This window comes from Polaromonas sp. P1_G2, assembly GCF_056405515.1.
In genome coordinates, this window is sequence record NZ_JBFUBY010000055.1 from 22043 (window position 1) to 28351 (window position 6309).

The 6309-nt window shown below is 66.1% G+C and carries 7 protein-coding genes; 5 read left to right on the forward strand and 2 right to left on the reverse strand.

The window, feature by feature from the left end:
• Positions 1-9: 9 nt before the first annotated feature.
• Genes modA through modC form a run of 3 tightly spaced genes read left to right on the forward strand, consistent with a single transcriptional unit; the run spans position 10 to position 2547 of the window.
• A complete protein-coding gene (gene modA, locus AC1D0P_RS08290; protein ID WP_477676297.1) occupies positions 10-765 on the forward strand; it encodes a molybdate ABC transporter substrate-binding protein in 756 nt (251 codons plus the stop codon).
• A gap of 13 nt (positions 766-778) precedes the next feature.
• The gene (gene modB, locus AC1D0P_RS08295) at positions 779-1462 is read left to right on the forward strand and encodes a molybdate ABC transporter permease subunit (protein WP_477676298.1); all 684 of its coding nucleotides are present in this window, start codon (positions 779-781) and stop codon (positions 1460-1462) included.
• Positions 1459-2547, forward strand: coding sequence for a molybdenum ABC transporter ATP-binding protein (gene modC, locus AC1D0P_RS08300; protein WP_477676299.1), 1089 nt, complete (start codon positions 1459-1461; stop codon positions 2545-2547). Before modB ends, modC begins: the two co-directional genes overlap by 4 nt.
• On the opposite strand, the gene AC1D0P_RS08305 is transcribed toward modC, so the two are convergent.
• Entirely contained in the window at positions 2522-3367 is an 846-nt protein-coding gene (locus AC1D0P_RS08305; RefSeq protein WP_477676300.1) for a dienelactone hydrolase family protein, read from the reverse strand. The two genes, modC and AC1D0P_RS08305, sit on opposite strands and share 26 nt — an antisense overlap.
• Positions 3368-3462: 95 nt before the next feature.
• Between AC1D0P_RS08305 and AC1D0P_RS08310 the strand changes: the two genes are divergently transcribed.
• Both AC1D0P_RS08310 and AC1D0P_RS08315 read left to right on the forward strand, forming a co-directional pair.
• Positions 3463-4443, forward strand: coding sequence for a GlxA family transcriptional regulator (locus AC1D0P_RS08310; RefSeq protein ID WP_477676301.1), 981 nt, complete (start codon positions 3463-3465; stop codon positions 4441-4443).
• Between the two features lie 209 nt (positions 4444-4652).
• A complete protein-coding gene (locus tag AC1D0P_RS08315) occupies positions 4653-5867 on the forward strand; it encodes a M20/M25/M40 family metallo-hydrolase (protein WP_477676304.1) in 1215 nt (404 codons plus the stop codon).
• Positions 5868-5874: 7 nt separating this feature from the next.
• On the opposite strand, the gene AC1D0P_RS08320 is transcribed toward AC1D0P_RS08315, so the two are convergent.
• Positions 5875-6309, reverse strand: a 435-nt coding sequence (locus AC1D0P_RS08320) for a kinase/pyrophosphorylase (RefSeq protein WP_477676302.1), incomplete at its 5' end; no start/stop codon positions are given.

Below are 6309 nucleotides of genomic sequence, written 5' to 3' on the forward strand. Positions count from 1 at the left end.
AGCTCTCCCATGTCCCCAACCATGTTGCGCTGGCTGCCGGCGCTGTGTATCGCGTTGTCATCGGCCCCGGCGCTGGCCGAAGACGTCCAGGTCGCTGTGGCGGCCAACTTCACCGCTCCCATGAAGCTGATCGCCGCGGACTTTGAAAAAGACACCGGCCACAAGGCGGTGCTGACCTTCGGCGCAACCGGAAAGTTCTACGCGCAGATCACCAACGGCGCGCCGTTTGAAGTGTTCCTCGCAGCGGATGACGAGACGCCTGCCAAGCTCGAAAAGGAAGGTGCGGCTGTTAATGGCACCCGCTTTACCTATGCCACCGGCAAGCTGGTGCTCTGGTCGGCCCAGCCGGGTGTGGTCGATGCGCAGGGCGAGGTCCTAAAGAAGGGTGACTTAAAAAAGATCGCCATTGCCGCGCCCAAGCTAGCGCCCTATGGCGCGGCCGCCGTTGAGWCCATCAACAAGCTGGGCCTGCAGGCCGCATTGGAGCCCAAGCTGGTGCAGGGTGAAAGCATTGGGCAAGCCTTCAGCTTTGTCTCCACCGGCAATGCCGAGCTCGGTTTCATCGCGCTGTCGCAGGTCTACGAAGGCGGCAAGATCAAATCCGGTTCGGCCTGGATTGTTCCCGCAAACCTTCACAGCCCGATCCGCCAGGACGCGGTGCTGCTGGCCAAAGCCAAAGACAGCAAGGCCGCGGCGCAACTGATGGCTTACCTCAAAACCGACAAGGCCAGGGCGGTGATCCGCTCCTTCGGCTACGAGCCCTGAACCTGGCCGAAGCATGTTTGATGATGCAAGCCTTCAGGCCCTGGCGCTGACCCTGCGGCTGGCGGCCACCACCACGGTGCTGCTGCTGCTGGCCGGCACGCCCCTGGCCTGGTGGCTGGCGCGCACGCATTCGCGGCTCAAAGGGCCGGTGGGAGCCCTGGTGGCCTTGCCGCTGGTGCTGCCGCCGGTGGTGCTGGGTTTTTACCTGCTGGTGCTGATGGGGCCGAACGGCCCGGTGGGCCAGCTCACGCAGTCGCTGGGCTGGGGCGTGCTGCCGTTCACCTTTGCCGGGCTGGTGGCGGGCTCGGTGCTGTATTCCATGCCTTTCGTCGTGCAACCACTGCAGAACGCCTTTGAAGCCCTGGGAGACAGGCCGCTGGAGGCCGCCGCCACCTTGCGCGCCTCGCCGCTGGACACCTTCTTCAGCGTGGTGTTGCCTCTGGCCCGGCCGGCCTACCTGACCGCCGCCGTCATGGGCTTTGCGCACACGGTAGGCGAGTTCGGCATCGTGCTGATGATGGGCGGCAACATTCCCGGCAAGACGCGTGTGATGTCGGTGCAGATTTACGACCACGTGGAGACGCTTGAATATCGCCAGGCGCACTGGCTGGCCGGCGGCTTGCTGGTGTTCTCCTTCCTGGTGCTGCTGGCGCTCTATACCTTGCAGCCGGGTCGGCGCAAAGGGCAGGGCGCATGACGGCCGCCGACACAGGCATTGCCGCTTCATTCCGCCGTGCCTTCGCCGGTTTTTCGCTCGACGTGTCGCTGGCCGTGCCGGGGCGCGGCGTGACGGCCATCTTCGGCCCTTCGGGCTCCGGCAAGACCAGCCTGCTGCGGAGCATCGCCGGTCTTGAGCGCGCCGGTAACGGTTACCTTTCGGTCAACGGCGAGGTCTGGCAGGACGATGCCGCCGGCGGTTTTTTGCCGGTGCACCGGCGTCCGCTGGGCTATGTGTTTCAGGAGGCCAGCCTGTTTTCCCACCTGGACGTGCGCCGCAACCTCGACTTCGGCCTGCGCCGCGTGCCTGCGGCCCAGCGACGCGTCTCGCTGGAACAAGCCATCGAACTGCTGGGCCTGCAAGCGCTGATGCAGCGCATGCCCGGCACGCTCTCGGGTGGCGAGCGCCAGCGTGTGGCGATCGCACGCGCGCTGGCAACCAGCCCGCGCCTGCTGCTGATGGACGAACCTCTGGCCTCTCTGGACATCGCCCGCAAGGCCGAAATCCTGCCCTACCTGGAGCGCCTGCATGACGAACTCGACATGCCTGTGCTCTATGTGAGCCATGCGCCCGACGAGGTCGCCCGGCTGGCCGACCATCTGGTGCTGCTGGATGCCGGCCGGRTCACGGCTTCGGGCCCCACGCGCGAACTGATGACGCGGCTGGACCTGCCGCTGGCGCATGGCGACGCCGCGGCCGCGGTGCTGGACGCCGTGGTCAGCGCCGTCGAACCTGGCTGGCACATGAGCCACGCCGAGTTTTCCGGCGGCAGCATCAGCCTGCTTAACCCCAGCCTGCAGGTCGGCCAGCGCGTGCGCGTGCGCATCCAGGCGCGTGACGTGAGCCTCACGCTGGAACGCCAGACAGGCACCAGCGTGCAGAACATCTTTGCCGCCACCGTCACGGCCCTGTCCGCCGACAGTCCGGGCCAGGTGATGGTGGGACTGGACGCCGGCGGTAGCGCGCTGCTTGCGCGCATTACGCAGAAATCGGCTGAGGCGCTGCAACTGCGGCCCGGCAGCCGCGTGTTTGCCCAGGTCAAGGGCGTGGCCGTCCTGGGCTAAGGCGTTCCGCAAAGAAGGCCAGGATCTCGTCGCGGGCTGCAACCGTGGGCTGGCCTGCCTCGTCGACCAGGTGGGCCGTCACCACGCTGTGCGGCGTGGGCACATGCGTGGAAAAGAAGGGCGGCACATCGGGGTTGGCGGCGCTGTCCGGCAGCACCCGGCCCACAAAACGGTCACCCAGCGCCTCGGCATAAGCCGCAAAGCGCTGGGCCCGGCAGAACTTGTCGCCTTCGAAGCGGTAGGCCAGCACGGTGAGCTTTTCCTTGTCGAGCCGCCTGCGCACCGCCTGGATGTCGGCGGGCGATATCTCCAGCCCGGCCGGGTCGTTGAGCGGCAGCGCGGGCTGCGCCAGCACCGGTGCCAGCACGGCAGGCTCCAGCATCATCGAGAGCGCGAAGTTGCCGGTCCAGCACATGCCGATGGCGCCCACACCGGGCCCGCCGCATTCATGGTGGGCGAGCCTCGCCAGCGCCATCAGCCATTGCGTGGCCGGGCTGGTCTCATTCGCGCGCAGCGCGCGGAACTCGGCGCTGACGCAGGCGCGCTGGAAGACGGCCGCGCCTTCATCCGCACCGGGCACCGCGCCGTCGCGGCCGAACAGCGAGGGCATGTAGACGGTAAAACCCGCATCGCGCACCCAGCGGCTGAAGCGCGCGACATGCGGGCTGATGCCCGGCATCTCGGTCATGACGATCACGGCCGGCCCAGAGCCGGCCAGATAGACTTTTTTGGCCACGCCGTCCAGCGTGATCTCGCGGCGTGTGAAGTCGTCGAGGGGATCGTCTTCTTTGATGCTGCGCTGTGCGGTGGCAGTGGTCATGACCGTGCTTTCAGGAGTGGGAAAGCCTGCATTGGACGCCGCCGGCGGATAAACTGCGAGTGTCTGTTTCGACATCTTTGAGGCTTTTTCAGTCAATGACCGATTTCACCATCCTGGTGCTGCCCGGCGCTTTCGCGACCAGCGTGGCCGCCACGCTCGACGTGCTGCAGGCGGCGGCTTCGCTGGCGCCGCGCCTGAAACTGGCGCGCCCCGGCTGGCGCGTGCTGTCGCCGTCCGGCGGCGCCGTGGCCTTGAGCAGCGGCATGCGCGTGGACACCGCGGCCCTGCCGAAACGCTATCGCCCTGATGCGGCGACCTGGATCATCCCGGGGCTGGGCCTGAACAACGCCGAAGCGGTCGCGGCCGGGCTGGCGAGCGCCGATGCGCAGCGGGTTATCCAGGCCGTCGCCGCGCACGCAGCACGGGGCGGGTGTGTCGCCGCCTCCTGCTCGGCGGTGTTCCTGCTGCAAGCCGCAGGCCTGCTGGCCGGGCGGCGCGCCACCACGTCCTGGTGGATGGCGGCCGAGCTGCGCCGCCTGGAGCCGCGCTGCACCGTGGATGCCGACCGCATGGTCTGCGCCGACGGTCCCGTGAGCACGGCGGGCGCCGCCTTCGCGCAGACCGATTTGATGCTCCACCTGCTGCGCACACAGTTCGGCGTGGGGTTGGCCGACGCCGTGGGGCGCGTCCTGTTGATAGACGGGCGGCAGGCGCAGGCCCCGTTTGTGGTGCCGGCCATGCTCTCCAACGGCAATGAACTGGTGGCGCGGCTGATGGCGCGCATCGAAGCGGCCCTGCCGCACCCACCCAGCGTGGAGGCGCTGGCCGGCGAGTTCGCGATGTCGCAGCGAACCCTGTCGCGGCGTGTGCGCGAAGCCACCGGCCGGAGCACGCTGGCGCTGGTGCAGAGCGTGCGGCTGCATCGCGCCCGCATGCTGATTGAATCCAGCCGTATGAGCATAGAGCGAGTGGCCGAACAGGTCGGCTACGAAGACGCCACCGCCCTGCGGCGCCTGATGCGCAAGTCGGCGGGCGCCAACCCCAGCCGTTACAGGCCGGCGGGTATACGGTCCTGAGGATGCGGGACAGCCGGGCTCTTCAACCTGTCTGCTTGGGGGAACGGGGCTTTAGCCGATGTGCTGCGGGAACTGCGTATCGACGCTGATCCTTGCTCGATGTATGGTCACTCTTCACGTCCCTGCGACAGGCACGGGATGTGCATCACAAATCCCCCTATTCATTCAAGCAGGAGAACATCGACATGCGGTTTAATTTCAAGAGCACCATGCTTGCATCTGGCTTGTCCATCGGACTTGCGCTCGGCATCGCCGCTCCCCATGCGCACGCGCAGGCGGACAAAGCAGTCCTCGAAAAAGSCGAAAGCTACAAAGGCGAGGCGCTGGCCTTGCTGGAGAAGCTGGTCAATATCGATTCCGGCTCGGGCTATGAAAAGGGGCTGGCCCAGGTGCGCGCGATTTCCGTCGATGAGCTGAAAAAGCTTGGCGCGCGCATCGAGACCTTCCAGGCAACACCCGAGGGCGGCTTGAATGTGGTGGCCACGCTGACGGGCACCGGCAAGGCCAAAATCCTCCTGATGGCGCATATGGACACGGTCTTCAAGGAAGGCACGGCGGCGGCCAAGCCTTTTTACATCAAGGGCAACCGTGCCTACGGCCCCGGCGTCATGGACAACAAGGGCGGCATCATCGCGGGCCTGTATGCGCTGAAGATCCTGCAGCAGCTCAATTTCAAGGACTACGCACAGATCACTTTTTTGCTCGACAACAACGAGGAAACCGGCTCGGCCATGACCACCGCGCTGATCGAAAAAGTGGCCAGGCAGCACGACGTCACGCTCAACCTTGAGCCTGGCAGGCCCGCGGACGGGCTGGTGATCTGGCGCAAGGGCGGCGGCACCGCCACGGTGGAAGTCAAGGGCAAGTCGGCGCACGCAGGTGTCGCGCCCGACAGCGGCCGCAATGCAGCCATGGAGGTGGCGCACCAGGTCCTGCAACTGGGCAAGCTGGGCAACAAGGAAAAGCAGACGACCATCAATTTCACGGTGCTCAAGGCCGGAGATCGCACCAATGTGATCCCGGATGCCGCCAGCGCCAAGGCCGACGTGCGGGTGACCGTCCCCGAGGAGTTCGACCGGATCGAAAAGGATTTGGCGAGGGTGTCGGCCAACAAGCTGATCCCCGACACTGAGGTCAAAACCACCTTGAGCCGCGGCCTGCCGCCCATGCCGCAAACCCCCAAACAGGACGTGCTGGCGGCCAAGGCCCAGGCGATCTACGGTGAAATCGGCCGCAAGCTGACGCTGGAAGGCAGCGGCGGCGCGGCCGACGCCAGCCTGTCGGCCGGGGTGGGCACGCCCACGCTGGACGGGTTCGGCATTGTGGGCGGTGAAATCCATACGGAAAACGAGTACGCCGAGATCGACAGCATCGTTCCGCGCTTTTACCTGCTGGCGCGCATGCTGGTGGAACTGACCAAATAAGGCCGGTTCAGTACTCGAGCCGCTCGGGCCGGATTTCCTGCAGGATGGTGGTCGAAATCTCTTCGATCGACTTGGTGGTGGTCGAGAGCCAGCGTATGCCTTCGCGGCGCATCATGGCCTCGGCTTCGTGGATTTCGTCGCGGCAGTTCTCCAGGCTCGCGTATTTCGAGTTGGGCCGGCGTTCATTGCGTATTTGCGCCAGGCGCTCAGGCGCGATGGTCAGGCCGAAGATCTTCTTGCGGTGCGGCACCAGCGCCGGCGGCAGCTGGCGGCGCTCGAAATCTTCCGGGATCAGCGGGTAATTCGAGGCCTTGAGGCCGTATTGCATGGCAAGGTAGAGCGAAGTCGGCGTCTTGCCGCTGCGGCTCACGCCCACCAGGATCTCGTCCGAGTTTTCCAGGTCGCGGTTGCTCTGGCCGTCGTCGTGCGCCAACGAGAAGTT